The 18,179-nt window shown below is 73.2% G+C and carries 15 protein-coding genes and 1 pseudogene; 2 read left to right on the top strand and 14 right to left on the bottom strand.

Annotation, left to right across the window (positions count from 1 at the left end):
* Positions 1-2: 2 nt before the first annotated feature.
* The 6 genes from ABD52_RS29595 to tmk form a co-directional block, all read right to left on the bottom strand.
* On the bottom strand, positions 3-845 hold the full coding sequence (locus ABD52_RS29595; protein WP_013473593.1) for a regulatory iron-sulfur-containing complex subunit RicT: 843 nt from the start codon (positions 843-845) through the stop codon (positions 3-5).
* Positions 846-1,105: 260 nt separating this feature from the next.
* The gene (locus ABD52_RS29600) at positions 1,106-1,774 is read right to left on the bottom strand and encodes a hypothetical protein (protein ID WP_030274435.1); all 669 of its coding nucleotides are present in this window, start codon (positions 1,772-1,774) and stop codon (positions 1,106-1,108) included.
* Positions 1,774-2,079 (bottom strand): hypothetical protein, encoded by a 306-nt coding sequence (locus ABD52_RS29605; protein ID WP_013283662.1) that lies wholly within the window; start codon positions 2,077-2,079, stop codon positions 1,774-1,776. Before ABD52_RS29605 ends, ABD52_RS29600 begins: the two co-directional genes overlap by 1 nt.
* 1 nt (position 2,080) lies before the next feature.
* A complete protein-coding gene (locus ABD52_RS29610; protein ID WP_013473591.1) occupies positions 2,081-2,410 on the bottom strand; it encodes a YbaB/EbfC family nucleoid-associated protein in 330 nt (109 codons plus the stop codon).
* 133 nt (positions 2,411-2,543) lie between these two features.
* The gene (locus ABD52_RS29615) at positions 2,544-3,815 is read right to left on the bottom strand and encodes a DNA polymerase III subunit delta' (RefSeq protein ID WP_047893933.1); all 1,272 of its coding nucleotides are present in this window, start codon (positions 3,813-3,815) and stop codon (positions 2,544-2,546) included.
* Positions 3,812-6,037 (bottom strand): dTMP kinase, encoded by a 2,226-nt coding sequence (tmk, locus tag ABD52_RS29620; RefSeq protein ID WP_255352883.1) that lies wholly within the window; start codon positions 6,035-6,037, stop codon positions 3,812-3,814. The genes ABD52_RS29615 and tmk overlap by 4 nt, the downstream gene beginning before the upstream one ends.
* Positions 6,038-6,185: 148 nt before the next feature.
* Here tmk and ABD52_RS29625 point away from each other — a divergent pair, with 148 nt between their 5' ends.
* On the top strand, positions 6,186-7,394 hold the full coding sequence (locus ABD52_RS29625) for an amino acid deaminase/aldolase (RefSeq protein ID WP_047893934.1): 1,209 nt from the start codon (positions 6,186-6,188) through the stop codon (positions 7,392-7,394).
* Positions 7,395-7,473: 79 nt separating this feature from the next.
* Here the strand turns inward: ABD52_RS29625 and ABD52_RS29630 are convergent, their stop codons facing one another.
* A complete protein-coding gene (locus ABD52_RS29630; protein ID WP_047893935.1) occupies positions 7,474-8,049 on the bottom strand; it encodes a TetR family transcriptional regulator in 576 nt (191 codons plus the stop codon).
* Positions 8,050-8,268: 219 nt separating this feature from the next.
* On the opposite strand from ABD52_RS29630, the gene ABD52_RS29635 reads away from it, so the two are divergent.
* On the top strand, positions 8,269-9,585 hold the full coding sequence (locus ABD52_RS29635; protein ID WP_047893936.1) for a D-arabinono-1,4-lactone oxidase: 1,317 nt from the start codon (positions 8,269-8,271) through the stop codon (positions 9,583-9,585).
* 60 nt (positions 9,586-9,645) lie between these two features.
* Here ABD52_RS29635 and ABD52_RS41090 read toward each other — a convergent pair whose 3' ends face one another.
* The 7 genes and pseudogenes from ABD52_RS41090 to ABD52_RS29665 form a co-directional block, all read right to left on the bottom strand.
* On the bottom strand, positions 9,646-10,032 hold the full coding sequence (locus ABD52_RS41090; protein ID WP_235437596.1) for a DUF559 domain-containing protein: 387 nt from the start codon (positions 10,030-10,032) through the stop codon (positions 9,646-9,648).
* 427 nt (positions 10,033-10,459) lie between these two features.
* A pseudogene (topA, locus tag ABD52_RS29640) lies at positions 10,460-13,129 on the bottom strand (type I DNA topoisomerase); the annotation flags it as partial.
* A 268-nt stretch (positions 13,130-13,397) separates the two neighbouring features.
* Complete coding sequence (locus tag ABD52_RS29645; RefSeq protein ID WP_047893937.1) at positions 13,398-14,006, bottom strand: hypothetical protein; 609 nt, start codon at positions 14,004-14,006, stop codon at positions 13,398-13,400.
* Positions 13,997-14,539, bottom strand: a complete 543-nt coding sequence (locus ABD52_RS29650) for a hypothetical protein (RefSeq protein WP_013283652.1) — start codon at positions 14,537-14,539, stop codon at positions 13,997-13,999. Before ABD52_RS29650 ends, ABD52_RS29645 begins: the two co-directional genes overlap by 10 nt.
* A 101-nt stretch (positions 14,540-14,640) precedes the next feature.
* Positions 14,641-16,989: a sodium-translocating pyrophosphatase gene (locus ABD52_RS29655; protein ID WP_013283651.1), complete on the bottom strand. Its 2,349-nt coding sequence runs from the start codon at positions 16,987-16,989 to the stop codon at positions 14,641-14,643.
* Between the two features lie 321 nt (positions 16,990-17,310).
* Complete coding sequence (locus ABD52_RS29660; RefSeq protein ID WP_013283650.1) at positions 17,311-17,748, bottom strand: ATP-binding protein; 438 nt, start codon at positions 17,746-17,748, stop codon at positions 17,311-17,313.
* A complete protein-coding gene (locus ABD52_RS29665) occupies positions 17,748-18,098 on the bottom strand; it encodes an STAS domain-containing protein (RefSeq protein ID WP_013283649.1) in 351 nt (116 codons plus the stop codon). The genes ABD52_RS29660 and ABD52_RS29665 overlap by 1 nt, the downstream gene beginning before the upstream one ends.
* Positions 18,099-18,179 lie beyond the last annotated feature (81 nt).

Here is an 18,179-nt window from a genome sequence, read left to right on the forward strand (position 1 = left end):
GGTCAGGGCTGGGGGTAGTGCTGGTCGTGGGCCTGCCTCGGGCCGCACACCGACGCGCGGGAGCACATCGAGCGGGAGCCGTCGGCGTCCAGCCGGACCGTGACCGCGTCGCGCGGGACACTGTGGCCGACCACCTTGCCCTCGCCCTGCGGAGTGGACACCCGGCTGCCGACCGCCGGGGCCGACTCCTGGAACTTCTGGTACAGCGGGTGCTCGTACTTCAGGCAGCACATCAGCCGCCCGCACGCCCCGGAGATGCGCAGCGGGTTGAGCGGCAGGTCCTGGTCCTTCGCCATCCGGATGGTCACCGGCTCGAAGTCGGTGAGGAACGTGGCGCAGCACAGGTCGCGCCCGCAGGAACCGATGCCGCCCTGCACCCGGGCGGAGTCGCGGGCGGACAGCTGCCGCAGCTCGACCCGGCAGTGCAGCGTGGCGCCCAGGTCGCGGACCAGCGAGCGGAAGTCGACGCGGTGCGGCGCGGTGAAGTAGATGGTGGTGCGGTCACTGCCGTTCTCCGGCGTGGCCAGGACGTGGTCCACGGCGACCACCTTCATCGGCAGGCCGTGTTCGCGGATCAGCCGCTTGGCGGCGACCTTCGCCTCGGCCTTGCGCCGGCGCAGCATCTCGTCGCGGCGCAGGTCGTCGTCGCCGGCGATCCCTGCGAGTTTCGGGAAGCTGTCGGTGTCCTCGCTGACCCACTGCGCGGCCCACACGCACTCGGCCACCTCGGGCCCCTCGTCGGTGGGCACCAGCACCCGGTCGCCCACCTGCGGGCGCAGCTCGCCCGGGTCGAGGTAGTAGAGGCGCCCGTACCGGTTGAAGCTGACCGCGCAGAGCATGCCCATACGCCACACCCTACGCGGATCGACGACCGCCGCACGGCGCACCTGTCGCCGCCCGGTCACCCACCGCAGCGATCATCGACCTCGACCCGGCCGAACCGGCCCCATCGCCTCGCCCGGACGGCTGAATCTCCGGCGGGCCCCTGACAAACACCGCCCGGGCGCGTTGAGTGAAGGCATACCTGCGGGGGGTGCAGGGGAAGGCCACGGCGCCGCCGCCGTCACCCGGCCACGGCCGGTCCGGTGCGCGGCGCCGTGGACCGTCAGTAGCCGATCCGGGTGGTGCCGCCGTAGCGCGGAGCGGTGGTGGCGCGGTCCCGCCACGGCGTCTCGGCCAGGCTCGGCCCCCACTGGCGCAGCAGCGTCTCCGCGCCGTCGTAGGCCACCCCGAGCACACCCAGGACCCTCGTCGCGATCTCGGCCGCCGCCGACGCCCCGGCCCGTCCGGCCTCGGCGCCGGGCCGCGTCGCCGCGTGCACCGCGACCGCCTCGGCCGAGCCCAGCACCTCGGCCAGCGCCCGGGCCAGCGCCGCCCGGCTGCCCTCCACCCAGCCGGCCAGCGCGTCGGCGTAGCCCGCTGTCGACTCCAGCCGCCCCACCAGGCTGTCCGGCCCCTCGTCCAGGTGCCGCATCAGGGCGGCACGTGCCTCGTCGTACGCCGACGCGGCAGCGCCGGACCAGGCGACCTGGTCGGCCAGCAGCGCGCAGGTGTCGTCGTACCCCCGGACGAGCCGGCGCACCGCGTGGCCGGCGCCGGTCAGCGGCGCGGGATGCAGGTCGAGGAACTCGCGCACGGCCGCGCCGGGAAGCACCTGCATGCGGCGCAGCAGCGGCCAGAGCCGGTGCCCCTCGGGCGCGCCGGCGGCCAGCAGCGTGTCGACGCGGGCGAGCAGGTCGAGCCCCGGCTCGGCGAGGCGGTCGAGCGCGTCCATCAGGCCTCCCGGGCCAGCCGCCGGGCGACCGCGTCGTCGGCGGCGGCGTAACGGTCGGCGGCGCTGCGCAGCGCCGCCGCTGCGGCGGCCAGCCGGACGGCGGCGGCCTGCGCCTCGCGCGCCCGGTCGGCGGTGGCCACTGTCCACTGGCGGTGCAGCGCACGGCCCACCTCACCGGGGCGGCCGGCGGCGTGCGCGCCGAACGCGGGATGCGGCGGGTCGGTGGCGGTCACCGTGCGGGACAGGGTGGCGAGGGTCGCGCCGGCCTCGTCGAGACGGGCGGCCAGGGCACGCAGCGTCTCCATGTCAGGCCCCCGCCAGCGGCCGGTACGCCGCGAACGTCTCGTTGTGCAGCTTCTCCCGCGCCCACTGGGCCGCGTCGGCGGCGGCCGTCACAGCGGCCTGCACCGAACCGGCCACGTCGCGCGGGCTGCGGTGGTGCAGCGGGCCGAGGAAACGCACGTCGGTGATGCGCCCGCCGGCGGTCACCACCACCTCGACGAGCCCGTCGGGTGAGCGGACGGTGACCTCGACCGTCGCGACCGCCTGGTCGAACTCGGCCTGCAGGTTCTCGATCCGGCGGTAGCGCCGCACCGCCTCCTCGATCCAGGCCTCGTCGATCTCGCCCCGCGGCATCGGCGGACTCCTCCCGGCCGGTCGGCCCGACCCTCACTGAGCGTGCCGCCTCGGTCACCGCGGCATCACCGGACCGTACCGCACGCCAATCGCGCGTGTCGATGCCCTGTGGACAGTGCGGAAAGTGCCCGGCTCAGCCGCGCCAGAGGGCCAGCATCATCGCCTCCACGGCGATCCGCGGCTTGACGTTGGCCTCGATCGCCGCGCGGCACTCCAGCACCGCCTCCAGGCGGCGCAGCGAGCCCTCGGCGTCCCACTTCTGCGCGCCCGCACCGGCGAGCGACGCCGTGTCGGTGTGCACCGGGGCGACCGGCGCCCGCCACGCCATGGTGAGCGCGTCCCGGTAGAACCCGGCCAGGTCGACCAGGGCGCGGTCGAGCGCGTCCCGCTGGGCACGGGTGGCCCGCGACTTCTGCCGCTTCTCCAGATCCTTGAGCTGACCGGCCGCGCCGCGCATGGCGCCGGCTGCGCCCCGGCCGGTGCCGCCCGCGCCGAGCGCGGTCTGCAACGCCGTACGCTCCGCCTCGTCGATCTCCGCGACGGACGCGGCGGCCTCCGCCTCGGCGGCCTCGATCAGCGCCGAGGCCGCGTCGAACGCCGCGCCCACGCCGGTCAGCCGACGCGGTACGGCCAGCACCGCGTCACGACGCTGCCGGGCCTCCGGGTCGCGGGCCAGCCGCCGGGCCCGGCCCACGTGCCCCTGCGCCGCCGCGGCGGCCCACTCGGCCACGTCCGGCGCGACGCCGTCGCGGCGGACCAGCACCTCGGCCACCGCTGCGGGCGGCGGCTGCCGCAGGGGTACGACGCGGCAGCGCGACCGGATGGTCACGGAGATGTCGTCCGGGTGGGTGGACGGGGCGCAGAGCAGGAAGACGGTACGCGGCGGCGGCTCCTCGATCGCCTTGAGCAGCGCGTTGCCGGCGGCCTCGGTGAGCCGGTCGGCGTCCTCGATGATCACGACCTGCCACCGGCCGCCGGACGGCGCACTGGCCGCCCGCAGCACCAGCGCGCGCATCTCGCCGACGCCGATGGACAGGCCCTCGGGCACCACGAGGCGGACGTCCGCGTGGGTGCCGGCGAGCGTGGTGTGGCAGCCGGGGCAGGTGCCGCACCCGGTGCCGTGCACGCACTCCAGCGCGGCGGCGAACGCGCGGGCGGCCACCGAGCGGCCCGATCCGGGCGGTCCGGTGAAGATCCAGGCATGGGTCATGCCGCCGCCCGGGTCGGCCGGCGCAGCCGGGCCCGGGTCGCCGTCGTGCTCCTCGGCGAGCGCGTCGAGGTCGTCGTGCCCGCCCGCGGGGGACGTCACCGGCGCGCGCAGCAGGGCGGCGGCCGAGGCGGCGGCCCGCCGCAGCATGGCCACCGCCTCGTCCTGCCCGACCAGATCGCCGAAGACGTCGGTCATCGTCGGGGTTGCTCCATCGTCACCAGCTCCGCGTCGGATAACTCGGGCTGGACCGAGGTGTCCGGGCCCTGCGCCGGACGGGGGTGCACGATGCCGGCCGGGTCGGCGAGCAGCTCGCCCACCCGGCGGGCGACCGCGTCGGCGGTCTCGTCGATCGGGCGGGACGCGTCGAGCACCAGGTAGCGCTTCGGGTCACCGGCGGCGAGGTCGAGGAAGGCGTACCGGACCCGCTCGTGGAACGTCAGCGACTCGGCCTCCAGCCGGTCGGTGCCCTCGTTGCGGTCCTCGACCCGGCTCAGGCCGGTACGCGGCTCGACGTCGAGCAGAACCACCAGGTCGGGCTTGAGGCCGCCGGTGGCCCAGGACGAGAGCCAGGAGACCTCGTCCACCGGGAGCGTCCGGCCGGCGCCCTGGTAGGCGAGCGACGAGTCGACGTACCGGTCGCTGATCACCACCGCGCCCCGCACCAGCGCCGGGCGGACGACAGTGGCCACGTGGTGCGCCCGGTCGGCGGCGTAGAGCAGCGCCTCGGCGCGCGGCGACGGCGCCTCGTCGGGGGCGGTGCCGAGCACCAGGGAGCGAATCCGCTCGCCGACCGGCGTGGCGCCCGGCTCGCGGGTGACCACCACGTCGCGGCCCTGCGCGCGCAGCCGGTCGGCGAGCTGGGCGAGCTGGGTGGACTTGCCTGCGCCCTCGCCGCCCTCGAAGACCACGAACAGGCCGCTGGAGACGAACGGCTCGGCCGGCATCAGCGGACGGCCCCGGATCGAGCCCCAGAGGTCCGCGAGGACCGGTACGCCCTTCTTGTCGTCCATCTGGCCGAACGCGCTGATCCCGGCGATGATTCCGGCCGCGCCGGCGGCGAGCAGCAGCAGGCGGGTGGAGGAGATGGAGATGCCCAGGTCGGCGATGGTGAGCTGGCGGGAGCCGCCGACGCCGACCAGGAGGCTGCTGAGCGCGATGGCCAGGATCAGCACCAGCCGGGTGCCGATCTGCACCACCGCGAACACCCGGCCGCGCACCTCGTCGGCTACCTCGCCGCCGAGCAGCGTGGTGCCGGCCAGGAACGCCATGCCGGCGCCCGCGCCGACCAGGATCGCGCCGAGGATGGCCATGGACAGGTGGATGGCGAAGGCGAGCACCAGCACCGAGGCGCTGGCGAGCACGATGCTCATGCCGAACCAGCGGCGGCGGGACATGTCCCGCACGATCATCGGCCCGAGCCCGATGCCGAGCGCCAGACCGACGAAGATCGCGCCGAAGAGCAGCGAGAACGCGGCGTCACCGGCGCCGAGCGAGTTGGCGAAGAACTTGCCCGTGCCGACCACGATCCCGCCGCCGGCGAACGCGCCGAAGATGCCCAGCACCAGGCCACGGACGAGCGGGGTCTGGCCGATGTATTTCCAGCCCTCGGAGAACTGCCGGAACATGCTCTGCTCGGTGCGCTCCGCCTCGCCGCGCTGGGCCTCGCTGATCTCCTTGATCCCGAACGCCACCACGAGCGCGGTGGCCAGGCGGGAGAGGGCGTTGAACCAGAGCGCGAGCTGGGCCGGTTCGGCCCAGTTCGGCAGGTCGCCGCCGAACGCGCCGGGCAGGCCGCGGGTCAGCACGGCCAGGGCGATGGCCGCCGCGACCGGCGTCAGGCCGTACGTGGTGATCAGCGTGAGCTGGTTCGCCGCCTCCAGCCGGGTACGCGGGATGAGGTTGGGGACCGCCGCCTCCTTGGCCGGGATCCACAGCAGGGTGATCGACTCGATCAGGAACGTGGCGATCAGCGCCCAGCCGACCACCAGCCCGCCCGCGGCGCCGGTGAGCGCGTACAGCGGGATCGAGGCGAACAGCACGAAGCGCAGCAGGTCGCAGATGACCATGGTCCACCGGCGGTCGAACCGGTCGGCGAACACACCCGCCACCGGGCCGAGCACCAGCGCCGGGAGCAGCCGGATCGCGGTCACGCCACCGAACGCGGCGCCCTGGGCGGTGCTGCCGGAGACCTGGGAGGCGGCGAACAGCGCGGTGGCGAGCAGGCCGAGCCAGTCACCGAAGGAGGCGGCACTGAGCACGATCCACAGCCTGCGGAACGGCCGGATGCGCAGCACCGACCGGATGGCGGCGGCACCGGAGTGGTCGGCGGCTGTCCCGGGCGACGACACGCCGGGCGACTCGCCGTTGTTCTGGCTTTCGATGGCCGTACCTCCACGTGCCGGCCCAGGTCTGGGCATCCCCGGTGGAACACTCTAGTCGCGCAGGAAGGGTCGTCCCCCGCGACATTCACCTGCTCGCCGAGCCTAGGCCGCCGGGACCACCGCCCGCAGCCCGGACAGACGCGAGGGTATTTCGCATTGCCGTCCAGACAGTTAGCGTGCAGACGTGGCCATCGACCGTGACAAACTTCGCGATCGTCTCGACCGGGCGACCGCTCACCTCGACCCGCCGTACGCCGTCGTCGACCTCACCGCGTTCGACGCCAACGCCGAGGCGCTCGCCGGCCGGTCCGGCGGCAAGCCCCTGCGCGTGGCGAGCAAGTCGGTACGCGTCCGCGAGCTGCTGACCCGGGCGCTCAAGCGGCCCGGATGGCACGGCGTGATGGCCTTCACGCTGCCCGAGGCGCTGTGGCTGGTCCGCTCCGGGGTCAGCGACGACGTGCTCGTGGCGTACCCGACGGCCCACCGGGGCGGCCTCGCCGAACTGGCCGCCGACCCGGCGCTCGCCGACGCGGTGACCTTGATGATCGACGACACCGCACAGCTCGACCTGATCGACCGGGTGTGCCCGCCCGCACGCCGCCCCGCGCTGCGGATCTGCCTCGACCTGGACGCCTCCTGGCGCCCGCTGGGGGGCCGGGTGCACGTCGGCGTGCGCCGCTCCCCGGTGCACAGCGCCACGGCGGCCGGCGCGCTCGCCGCCGCCGTCGCCGGCCGGCCGGGCTTCCGGCTGGTCGGCCTGATGTCGTACGAGGCACAGATCGCCGGCCTGGGCGACGCGCCGCCCGGACAGGCGGTGCTCGGCTCGGCGATCCGGGTCGCGCAGCGCGGGTCGTACCGCGAACTGCTGGCCCGCCGCTCCGCCGCGGTCAGCGCGGTCCGGGAGCACGCCGACCTGGAGTTCGTCAACGGCGGCGGCACCGGCAGCGTGGCCGCCACCAGCGCGGACCCCGCAGTCACCGAGGTCACCGCGGGCTCCGGCCTGTACGGGCCGACGCTGTTCGACGCGTACCGTGCCTGGCGGCCCACCCCGGCGGCGTTCTTCGCCTGCGCGGTGGTCCGCCGCCCGGCGCCCGGGCTGGCGACGGTGCTCGGTGGCGGCTGGATCGCCTCCGGCCAGGCGGCGACCAGCCGGCTGCCCCGGCCCTGGCTGCCGGACGGGCTGAAGCTGCTCGGCGCGGAGGGCGCCGGCGAGGTGCAGACCCCGCTGGCCGGGAAGGCCGCCGACGGCCTGCGCGTCGGCGACCGGGTGTGGTTCCGCCACGCCAAGGCGGGCGAGCTGTGCGAGCACGTCAACGAGGTGCACCTGGTCGAGGGGGACGCGGTGGTCGCCACCGTGCCGACCTACCGGGGCGAGGGGCACGCCTTCCTCTGAGCCGCCCCGCGGCTCTGCCCCACCACGTGACGACGGCGGGCCCCGACGCACTCTCAGAACCCGCCGTTCAACGTGCCGCTCAGCCCTGGTGGGCGGCCTCCGTGGGGGCGTTCACCTGCCGGTGCAGGTACTCCCGGATGAGCGCCTTCGCCTCGACCAGCACCCGCTCGTCGCCGTCGGTGCGGCGGCGGAAGGCGAGCTTGATCAGGGCATCAGCGGCCTCCACCGCGACCTCCAGGTGGAACCGCAGGTCGGGCACCCCGGCCAGGCCGAAACGCTCGGTGAGTACGCGGGCGAGCTGCTCCGCGATGACCCCGTTGTTGTCCCGCTGGTCGTCCAGCAGGTGCAGGTCGACCACGTCGCCGAAGTGCAGGGTACGGAAGCCGGGAACGGTGCGGTGCATCGAGATGTACTCGTCGATCGCCGCGTCGACCCCGTCCCACCAGTGGGTCAGGTCGTCCGAGGAGAACCGCTCGTCGAGCCGCTGGAGGTAGGACTCCATGGTGCGCAGGGTCAACGCCTGCACGATCGCCCGCTTGTCCGGAAAGAACTGGTAGACCGACCCGATCGCCACCTCGGCACGCTCGGCGAGCAGGGTCGTGGTCAGCCCTTCGTACCCCACCTCGTCGACGAGCTCGGCGCAGGCGTCCAGCATCCGCTGGACCCGCGCGACACTTCGACCCTGCACCGGTACTCGACGCAGCGGCCCGGTCGTGGCGGCTGGTGTGGACACTCGGCGCCACCCCCCTTCGACGGATGAACATATCTGCACGTCACGAGTCTGTGACTACCGGTACAACGAGCCGGGCTCGATTGCGGTATTTACCAGGCACAACGTTCCTGATATGAATTCAGTTCATATTCATGTCGAGGAGTGGCCGCGATGACCGGTACCACCGCCACCTGGTCCAACTGGGCCGGCAACCAGCACAGCACCGCGCTCCTCACCGTGCGCCCGCGTAGCGTCTCCGACGTCGTCGAGGCGGTCCGCCAGGCCGCCGCGGCGGGCCGGACCGTCCGGGCCACCGGCAGCGGCCACTCGTTCACCGCCACCGCCGTCGCCGACGGGCACCGGATCGACCTCGCCGAGCTGGAGACCGACGTCACAGTCGACGTGGCGCGCCGCTTGGTCACCGTACCGGCCGGGATGACGTTGCACACGCTCAACGATCTGCTCGCCGGGCACGGCCTCGCGATGCCGAACCTCGGCGACATCGACGCCCAGACCATCGCCGGTGCGCTGTCGACAGGCACCCACGGCACCGGGGCGAAGCTGGGCTGCCTGTCCACCTTCGTGGCCGGGCTGACGCTGGTCACCGGCACCGGCGAGGTGCTGCGCTGCTCGGCCGAGGAGAACCGCGACGTCTTCGACGCCGCCCGGGTCGGGCTCGGCGCGGTGGGCGTGCTGGTCGAGGTCACGCTGCGCTGCGTGGACGCCTTCGTGCTGCGCGCGCACGAACGCCCGGCCCCGCTCGCCGAGGTGCTCGACGACCTGCCCGGCCTGTACGAGGCGCACGACCACGCCGAGTTCTACTGGTTCCCGTACACCGACCGGGTGCAGGTCAAGACCAACGACCGGGTACCCGCCGACGACCAGCCACTGCCCGGCTGGCGCGGCTGGCTGGACGACGAGTTCCTCTCCAACACCGTCTTCGCCGGCGCCTGCCGCCTCGGCCGCGCCGTACCCGCCCTCGCACCCCGGATCAGCGCCGTCTCCGCCCGCGCGCTCACCGAACGCACCTACACCGGCCGCTCCGACCGCGTGTTCTGCACGCCGCGCCGGGTCCGCTTCGTGGAGATGGAGTACGGGCTGCCACGCGAGGCGCTGCCCACCGCGCTGGCCGAACTGCGCCGGATCGTGGACCGGCTTCCGTTCAAGGTGCTGTTCCCGGTCGAGGTGCGGTTCACCGCCGCCGACGACATCTGGCTGTCCCACTCGTACGGGCGCGACTCCGCGTACATCGCCGTGCACCAGTACGTGGGCATGCCGTACGAGCCGTACTTCCGCGCGTTCGAGCAGGTGGCGACGGAGTTGGGCGGCCGCCCGCACTGGGGCAAGCTGCACTGGCGCGACGCGGAGTCACTGGCCACCGCCTACCCGAGATTCGCCGACTTCCAGTCCGTCCGCTCCCGCCTCGACCCCTCCCACATCTTCCAGAACCCCTACTTGTCCCAGGTCCTGGGCGCCTGAAGATCTTGGAAGGAAAGGGCCCTCATGGGGGCCCTTTCCTTCCAAGATCTCGGCTTGGCCTTAGCCTCGCCAGCCGGCCGCCCGCAGGGCGGCGCGGAGTTGGGCGATCACCTCTTCGGGATGGGCGCGCAGGGCCCAGGCGGGGAACCGGAGAACCCGGTCGCCCTCGACCCACAGGTCGTTCTGCCGGCGCATGTCCGCCCACGCGTGCGCCGGATCCAGATGCTGGCCGCCGTCCACCTCGACGTGCACGCGCCACTGCTCGAAATACGCGTCGAGGTAGCGCCGCCGCCCCGCGGAATCCCGGCGGACCACCTGTCGGGTCGGCTCGGGCAGCCCGGCGCCGCGTACGAGTGTGAGCAGATCCAGTTCGCCCAGGGAGTGCGCACCGCCGGCCGCATCGGTGGCGGTGGACAGGATCAGCTGCCGACGGCGGATCCGGGGCATCCGCTCCACCACCTCGTGCAGGTCGTCGCCACCGACCAGCCGTTGCTGAAAGGCAGCCGCGACGATCGCGCGGGCCTGCGTGTCGGTCGGCGCCCACTGCGCGGCGTCGACGATCGATCGAACCGCCGTCGTCCGGGGCGGCGCCGCCACCGGCACCACGTCGGAGCCGGGCAGGTGCGTCGTCCGGTGCGCCAGCACGCCGGCCGGAAGCGGGGATCGACGGGTCGCGGCGGGCAGGAGCAGATGGACCACCCGGCTCGGGAACCCCCGCAGCCCGCCCGCCTGTGCGGCGGTCACGCCACCCAGGAGTGCGGTGGGACCGGCTGCCAGCACCGCGATCCACCGGAGTTGCGCGGGACCGACCGGGCCGTTGTGCGCGACGAGAACCGCGCGATGCGCCTGTCGCCACCGGGTGACGACCGGCCGGTGGCGCCGGGCCCTTCGCGCGCTTCTCGGCCAGCATCTCCGACGCCTGCTCCAGCGTCAGTTCCTCCGGCGTCTGCCCGCGCCGCAGCGACGCGTTGAACTCGCCGTCGGTCACGTACGGCCCGAAGCGCCCGTCCTTGATCACCAGCGGCTTCTCGGTGAGCGGGTCGTTGCCCATCTCCCGCAGCGGCGGCGCGGCGGCCCGGCGCTGACGCGTCTTCGGGGCGGCGAGCAACGCCAGCGCCTCGTCCAGCGTGACTGTGAACATCTTGTCTTCCGAGTCCAGCGAGCGGAACTCGTCACCGCGCTTGACGTACGGGCCGTAGCGGCCGTTGTTGGCGAACACCTCGACGCCGTCCGGGGCCACGCCGATCAGCCGGGGCAGGCGCAGCAGCTGCAACGCCTGCTCCAGGGTGAGGCTGTCCGGCGTCTGCGAGCGCAGCAGCGAGGACTTGCGCTCGCCGCTCGCCACATACGGGCCGAACCGGCCGGACTTGAGCACGATCGGCTCGCCGGTCGACGGGTCGTCGCCGAGCTTGCGCTCACCGCCGCCGCCGAGGAACAGCTCGTGCACCTTCTCCGGGGTCAGCTCGTCCGGCGCCAGGCCCTCCGGGATCGGCGCCCGGTCACCCTGCGAGCCGCTCTCCTCGCCCTCACCCGGGGCCGCCGGTGCCGGCGTCGGCGCCTGCTGCTCGCCGGGCAGCGCCCGCTGGAGGTACGGCCCGTACCGGCCGACCCGGACGACGACCTCGCGGCCCTCGTCGTCGGTGAACAGCGGGATGGAGTTGACGCTGCGCGCGTCGATCTCGCTGAGGTTCTCGGTGACCAGCTTCTTCAGGCCACCGGCGTGCGCGATGGCCTGGTCGCCGGTGCCGTTGGTGCTGCCGAAGTAGAAGGAGGTGAGGAAGTCGACGGCGGCGTGGTCACCACCGGCGATCTCGTCCAGCTCGTTCTCCATGCTGGCGGTGAAGTCGTAGTCGATCAGGCGCGGGTAGTGCCGCTCCATCAGCCCGATCACCGCGAACGCCAGGAACGACGGGATCATGGCCTGGCCGCGCTTCACCACGTACCCGCGGTCCTGGATCGTCTGCATGATCGACGCGTACGTGGAGGGCCGGCCGATGCCCAGCTCTTCGAGGGCCTTGACCAGCGACGCCTCGGTGTAGCGGGCGGGCGGCTGGGTGTGGTGGCCCTGCGCGGCCAGCTCGTCGGCGGTCAGCGGCTGGTCCTTGACCAGCGTGGGCAGCCGCCGCTCGGCGTCCTCGGCCTCGGCGTTCTCGTCGTCGCTCGACTCGACGTACGCGCGCAGGAAGCCCGGGTCGGTGATGGTCTTGCCGGTCGCGCCGAAGTCGGCCTCCTCCTGGGCGGAGGAGACGGCGCGGATGCGCACCGACACGCTGGAGCCGACCGCGTCGGTCATCTGCGAGGCGATGGTGCGCCGCCAGATCAGCTCGTAGAGCTTGAACTCCTCGGCGGACAGCTCCTTGGCCACCTCGCCCGGGGTGCGGAAGTTGTCGCCGGCGGGGCGGATCGCCTCGTGCGCCTCCTGGGCGTTCTTCACCTTGCCGGTGTAGCGGCGCGGCTCCGGCGGCACGCTGCGCTCGCCGTACAGCTCGACGATCTGCCGGCGGGCCGCCGTGATGGCCGTCTCGGACAGGTTCACCGAGTCGGTACGCATGTAGGTGATGTAGCCGTTCTCGTACAGGCGCTGCGCGGTGCGCATCGTCTGCTGCGACGAGAACCGCATCTTGCGGGCCGCCTCCTGCTGGAGCGTGGAGGTGATGAACGGCGCGTACGGGCGGCGGCGGTAGGGCTTCTCCTCGACCCGGGTGACGGTGAACGGCTGGTCGGCCAGGCGGGCCGCCAGGCCCCGGGCCCCGCCCTCGTCGAGGTGGACGACACCCGCACCGGGGCGAACGCGACCCGTGGTCGGCTCGAAGTCCTTGCCGGTGGCGATCCGGTCACCGTTGAGCGCGACGAGCGTGGCGTTGAACGTCCGCGGGCCCTCGCCCGGCTTCGCCACGGCGAGCGTGGCCAGGATGTCCCAGTACTCGGCGGTGCGGAACGCCATCCGCTGGCGCTCCCGCTCGACCACGATGCGCGTCGCCACCGACTGCACCCGGCCCGCCGACAGCTTCGGCATGACCTTCTTCCACAGCACCGGCGAGACCTCGTAGCCGTAGAGGCGGTCGAGGATGCGCCGCGCCTCCTGGGCGTCGACCAGGTCGCGGTCGATCTCCCGGGGGTTCGCCACTGCGGCCTGGATGGCCGGCTTGGTGATCTCGTGGAAGACCATCCGCTTGACCGGCACCTTGGGCTTGAGCGTCTCCACCAGGTGCCAGGCGATGGCCTCGCCCTCGCGGTCCTCATCCGTCGCCAGGAAGATCTCGTCGACCTCCTTGGCCAGCTTCACCAGCTTGCTGATCTGCTGCTTACGGTCGGGCGAGACCACGTAGAGCGCGTGGAAGCCGTTGTCGACGTCGACGCCGAGGCGCGCCCAGGGCTCACCCTTGTACTTCGCCGGGACGTCGGCGGCGTTGCGGGGCAGGTCCCGGACGTGGCCGAAGCTGGCCTCCACGACGTACCCCGGGCCGAGGTAGCCCGAGATCGTCTTGGCCTTCGCCGGTGACTCGACGATGACCAGACGGGTGGTTCCAGCGTTGCTCGGCACGTCTCTCCCCGACCTCACTCCTACGCCATGCCCGCTTCGGGCCGTGTTGCGCCACCCGGACCACAGGCGGTCCGGATGTCCAACGTAACGCGCCGTCCGCGTTCCGGGTTTCGTGGGCGGCAAACGGGCCGCCCTCCCGGCGACCGCCGGCCGCACCCTGCCGGACGGCGTCACGGTACACCGTGGGTAGGGCGACAGGCGGGTCACTGTGACGATCGCGTACCCCCGGCGGAGCCCTCCCCGGGTGTCCGGCTTCGGACAGCGGCGGTCAGCCCCGGGAGCCCGGCCAGTCCGCCACCGGCGCCGTCGCCGGCCGTTCCCCCACCAGCTCGGCGAGCCGCGACATCCGCCGTCCGCCGATCCGGAACGCGGGCCCGCCCTCGTCCGGCTCCACGAACGCGGCCGGCAGACCCACCGCCGCCAGCGCGGCGCGGACCACCGGCCAGGACTGCTCCTCGGCCGGTCCGAGCCGCAGCCGGAATCCGGCCGGCTCGGCCGTGCCGGCGGCGGCCGCCCAGAGGCGCAGCCGCCGCCCGTCCAGGTGGAAGCGGGCCGGTGGCCGCTTCGCCGCGCCGCGCAGCCAGGCCCGCGCGAGCGGCGCCAGCATGCTCGTGTACGCGGTGCGCACCCGGTGCCGCCCGTCCTCGGTCGGCTCCCAGCTCGCCGGCACACCCCGGGCGCCCAGCTCGGCCACCAGCACGTGCACCCGCCAGGCGGCGTCGACCACCACGGAGATCCGGGCCGTGCCGCCCATCCGCCCCACCTCACCCGGCCCGGCGAGCAGGCCGGCGAGGTCCGCCAGCGCGGGATCGGCCGCCTCGGTGGAGAACAGCGAGGGCTGGCGGGCCGGTTTCGGGGTGGGAGGGGTCAGCGACACTCCGGGACCTCGTCGAAGGCCTCTTTCAGCTCGGTCGAGTTGAGTTTGCTGGTGTCCAGCGCGCTCGCGTCGTACTCCTTGTTGAGCGTGTCCACGGCGGCGCGCACGCCGTCGTAGAACGGACCGGCCTGGGCGGTGTCGAGCCGGTCGATGGCGGACCGGGCCCGGCCGTACGCGTCACGCATCTTGCTCAGCGACCCCAGGAACCCGGCGGACACCTCGGCGCCGCGTTCGGCCTCGGGCACGCCCGCCTCCTCGACCTTGCGCCGGGCCGTCTCGCTGGCCTGCTCGGCACCGGCGAAGAGCCGGACCAGGTTCTCCTTGGCCTGCGCCGGGGTGGTCTGCGCGGTCATCTGCTGCTGCGTGCTGCTGGTCAGCTTGGAGATCTCCGCGCGCCACGGGGTGAGCGCCTGGCACACCGACGCGGCCCAGACCCGGGGGTTGGGACCGCCACCGCACCCGGCGACCACGAGGACCAGCGTGGCCAGGACCACCGTGAGCTTTCCGGCGGTTGCCGCCCGGCGCGTACGCATGCGATGCAGCGTACGACCTCCGGGCGGAACCGCCACCGGTCAGGTTTGCCGGGCACGGGGTTCCCGGCCGGCCGGGGCCGGCCGGGAACCGTCGCGTGCGATCAGGCGTTCACCGTCTCCGGACGCTGGTCCGGGGTGCCGGCCCCGCTGTCCTCGTCGGTCATCGCCACACCCTTGCGCTTGCTGAACACCACTGCGGCCGCGATGATCAGCGCGGCCACCACGGCGATCGTGATGCGCAGCGCCGGGTTCTTGTCGTCGCCCACGCTCCAGGCCACCACGGCCGGGGCGATCAGCAGCGAGACCAGGTTCATCACCTTGATCAGCGGGTTGATCGCCGGGCCGGCGGTGTCCTTGAACGGGTCACCGACGGTGTCGCCGATGACGGTGGCGGAGTGCGCGTCGGAGCCCTTGCCGCCGTACGCGCCGTCCTCCACCAGCTTCTTGGCGTTGTCCCAGGCGCCACCGGAGTTGGCCAGGAACACCGCCATCAGCGTGCCCGCGCCGATCGCGCCGGCCAGGTACGCGGCCAGCGCGCCCGGGCCGAGGCCGAAGCCGACAGCGATCGGGGCCAGGATGGCCAGCAGGCCGGGGGTCATCAGCTCGCGCTGCGCGTCCCGGGTGCAGATGTCCACGACCTTGCCGTACTCGGGCCGCTGGGTGCGGTCCATGATGCCGGGCAGTTCGCGGAACTGGCGGCGTACCTCCATCACCACGGCGCCGGCCGAGCGGGAGACCGCGTTGATGGCCAGGCCGGAGAAGAGGAAGACCACCGCCGCGCCGATGATCAGGCCGACCAGGTTGCGCGGGTTGGACACGTTGAGCGAGTTGAGGATCTCGGTGCCGACGTCGCCCACGCCCGCGTCCTCGTACGCCGAGCGCAGCGTGTCGGTGTACGAGCCGAACAGCGCGGTGGCGGCCAGCACCGCCGTGGCGATCGCGATGCCCTTGGTGATCGCCTTGGTGGTGTTGCCGACGGCGTCCAGCTCGGTGAGCGTCCGCGCGCCGTGCTCGTCGATGTCGCCGGACATCTCGGCCACGCCCTGCGCGTTGTCGGAGATCGGGCCGAACGTGTCCATCGCGACGATGACGCCGACGGTGGTGAGCAGGCCGGTGCCGGCCAGCGCGACCGCGAACAGCGACAGCGTGATCGAGCTGCCGCCGAGCAGGAACGCGCCGAAGACGCCGGCGCCGATCAGCAGCGCCGAGTAGACGGCCGACTCCAGGCCGACGCTGATGCCGGCGAGGATGACGGTGGCCGGGCCGGTCTGCGAGCTCTTGCCGATGTCCTGCACCGGGCGCCGGTTGGTCTCGGTGAAGTAGCCGGTCAGCGCCTGGATCGCGGCGGCCAGCACGATACCGATCACGACCGCGCCGATGGCGACCAGCCGCGGGTTGCGGTCGACGTCGGTCAGCCCGCCCTCCAGCTCGGCGAACGTGGCCGGCAGGTACGCGAACGCGGCGATCGCGACGAGCACCGCGGCGATCAGCGCGGACAGGTAGAAGGCCCGGTTGATCGCGGTCAGGCCGTTGCGGTCGCTGGCGCGCAGCCGGGTGATGAAGACGCCGACGATCGCGACCAGCACGCCGATGGTGGAGATGATCAGCGGGAAGACCAGGCCGGTCTCGCCGAACGCGGCCCGGCCGAGGATCAGCGCCGCGACGAGCGTGACCGCGTACGACTCGAACAGGTCGGCGGCCATGCCGGCGCAGTCGCCCACGTTGTCGCCCACGTTGTCGGCGATGGTGGCGGCGTTGCGCGGGTCGTCCTCCGGGATGCCCTGCTCGACCTTGCCGACCAGGTCGGCGCCCACGTCGGCGGCCTTGGTGAAGATGCCGCCGCCGACCCGCATGAACATGGCGAGCAGCGCGGCGCCGAAGCCGAAGCCCTCCAGCACGGTCGGGGCGTCACCCCGGAAGATCAGCACGACCAGCGCCGCACCGAACAGGCCGAGGCCGACGGTGAGGAAGCCGACCACGCCGCCGGTGCGGAAGGCGATCTTCATGGCGGCCTCGCGGCCGCCTTCCCGCTCCCGCGCGGCCGCTGCCACCCGCAGGTTGGCGCGGGTGGCCAGCCACATGCCGGCGCCGCCGATGAACGCGCTGAACAGCGCACCCACCACGAAGAACGCCGAGCGGCCGGCCTTCACGAGCGTTTCGTTGCCGTCGGTGTCGTGCACCGGCAGCAGGAAGAGCAGCACGACGGCGATCACCACGAAGATCGCCAGCGTGCGGAACTGCCGCAGCAGGTACGCCGACGCGCCCTCCTGCACCGCGCCGGAGATCTCCTGCATGTTGGTGGTTCCCTTACCGGCCGCCAGGACCGCCCTGGTGAGGGCGGCCGCGAAGACGAGCGCCACCAGCGCGATGACCGCGGCGATGACGACGTACGTCACGTTGGCTCCGGTAAGGGACAGTGCGCCGCCGTCGGCGGCCAAGGTCCCGGACATCTATGTCCTCCTGTACCGAACAACTCGCGCCGACCTGTGGAGACGCACGGGCCGACGCCTGGATGCGGACTCGCAAGCGCGCGCCGACCCACTCCGGCGGACCAGCGATGAACTCCCGTTCCCGCTGGCTACGGGACGGGATCACTTGCTGACAACCCGCGTACTGTAGCCCTCCGGCGTGGCGGAGGTCACACCGAGGGGGCACCGTGTCTCGATGATCTTCGTAACTGTGTTATGCGAAGAAATCTGATATATGGCGCGGCCAATACGACGAGGCCGCGCTCCCCCTTCGGGGAGCGCGGCCTGCGTGTGCGTTTCGGGTCAGGCGCGGCCGGCCGGCCAGGACATCCGTACCTCGGTGCCGACGCCGTCGTCGACCGGACGGACCTGGAGATCCTCCACGAAACCGGCGAGCAGCGCGAAGCCCACCCCGGTGGTGAGCGCGTCCTCGCTGAGCGACTCCTTGGCCAGCTCGTCCGGGCCGAGCGCGGCCAGGCCGAGGCCCGCCTCGATCGGGGCCCGGTCCACCACCCGGACCGTGTAGCCGCCGCCGTCGGACATCTCCACGTACACCGGGTCGGCCAGGCCGTACTGCCGGTGCAGCGCGACCGCCCGGGTGCACGCCTCACCGATGGCCAGGCGCACCTCGTCCAGCAGGTCCTCGCGTACGCCGGCCCGCCGGGCCACCGCGACGCCGACCAGGCGGGCGGTGCGCACGTGCACCGGGGCCGGAGAGAAGGACAGCTTGACGGTCGCCATCACGCGCCGGTGGAGTCGGCGGCGATGGCCGCGTCGACCGTCGGATGCAGCGGGAAGACCTGGTCCAGGGCGGTGATCCGGAAGATCTTGAGCAGCGGCTCCTTGTCGCAGACCAGCGCGAAGGAGCCACCGGCCGAGCGCAGCCGCTTGAGCGCGCCCACGAGCACACCCAGACCGGTCGAGTCGAGGAAGTCCACCCGGCCGAGGTCGACCACCACGTGGCGGGCCCCGCCGTCGATCAACTCCAGGAGCCTTTCCCGCAGGCGAGGGGCGGTGTAGACATCCACCTCACCACCGACCTCGAGCACCGTGTGCTCCCCCACGGCGCGGGTCGCCAGCGACAGCTCCATCGGTCCCTCCTCGGTAAACTCTCCTGGGCATCTAACCATCTCCCCGTGCGGCCCCCTCGGTCACCGGCCCGGTTCTATCAA

The organism is Micromonospora sp. RV43 (genome assembly GCF_001029515.1).
Classification (GTDB): Bacteria; Actinomycetota; Actinomycetes; order Mycobacteriales; family Micromonosporaceae; genus Micromonospora; species Micromonospora aurantiaca.

Coding starts and splice junctions, on each gene's coding strand:
- ABD52_RS29600 (WP_030274435.1), bottom strand. CDS start 1,774: ATGGACGCGCTCGACCGCCTCGCCGAGCCGGGGCTCGACCTGCTCGCC.
- ABD52_RS29650 (WP_013283652.1), bottom strand. CDS start 14,539: ATGCGTACGCGCCGGGCGGCAACCGCCGGAAAGCTCACGGTGGTCCTG.
- ABD52_RS29605 (WP_013283662.1), bottom strand. CDS start 2,079: ATGGAGACGCTGCGTGCCCTGGCCGCCCGTCTCGACGAGGCCGGCGCG.
- ABD52_RS29665 (WP_013283649.1), bottom strand. CDS start 18,098: ATGGAGCTGTCGCTGGCGACCCGCGCCGTGGGGGAGCACACGGTGCTC.
- tmk (WP_255352883.1), bottom strand. CDS start 6,037: ATGCCCAGACCTGGGCCGGCACGTGGAGGTACGGCCATCGAAAGCCAG.
- ABD52_RS29630 (WP_047893935.1), bottom strand. CDS start 8,049: ATGCTGGACGCCTGCGCCGAGCTCGTCGACGAGGTGGGGTACGAAGGG.
- ABD52_RS41090 (WP_235437596.1), bottom strand. CDS start 10,032: ATGCCCCGGATCCGCCGTCGGCAGCTGATCCTGTCCACCGCCACCGAT.
- ABD52_RS29655 (WP_013283651.1), bottom strand. CDS start 16,989: ATGTCCGGGACCTTGGCCGCCGACGGCGGCGCACTGTCCCTTACCGGA.
- ABD52_RS29610 (WP_013473591.1), bottom strand. CDS start 2,410: ATGCCGCGGGGCGAGATCGACGAGGCCTGGATCGAGGAGGCGGTGCGG.
- ABD52_RS29660 (WP_013283650.1), bottom strand. CDS start 17,748: ATGGCGACCGTCAAGCTGTCCTTCTCTCCGGCCCCGGTGCACGTGCGC.
- ABD52_RS29595 (WP_013473593.1), bottom strand. CDS start 845: ATGGGCATGCTCTGCGCGGTCAGCTTCAACCGGTACGGGCGCCTCTAC.
- ABD52_RS29615 (WP_047893933.1), bottom strand. CDS start 3,815: ATGACCGACGTCTTCGGCGATCTGGTCGGGCAGGACGAGGCGGTGGCC.